The following is a 240-nucleotide window of genomic DNA, read 5'->3' on the forward strand; positions in this document are numbered from 1 at the left end:
TAATTATCCCTCGCAGTAGCTGGGTTTTACCTACGCCATTTACCCCGATTAGACAATGAACTCTATCTTGAAAATGCTGATGATTTTTATGTGAAATTGGTAGATGCAACGCTGTAAAGCAGCCAGGAAGTGTAGTAAATATTTCAAAATCTACCCGAGCATCATCTATAGGATCCTGATGAAAAGAATTTTTAAAGCCGTGCAAGAAGGCATCGAAGGTGTGCGCAGAACGTAATACAC

Annotated in this window: 1 protein-coding gene; it reads right to left on the bottom strand. The window is 40.0% G+C overall.

What is annotated here, in order from left to right:
* Positions 1–240, bottom strand: a 240-nt coding sequence (locus tag KMS84_RS40625; RefSeq protein ID WP_256921666.1) for a hypothetical protein, incomplete at both ends; no start/stop codon positions are given.

Origin of the sequence: Streptomyces hilarionis, assembly GCF_024539675.1 — a bacterium.
In the GTDB taxonomy this organism is placed as follows: domain Bacteria; phylum Actinomycetota; class Actinomycetes; order Streptomycetales; family Streptomycetaceae; genus Streptomyces; species Streptomyces hilarionis.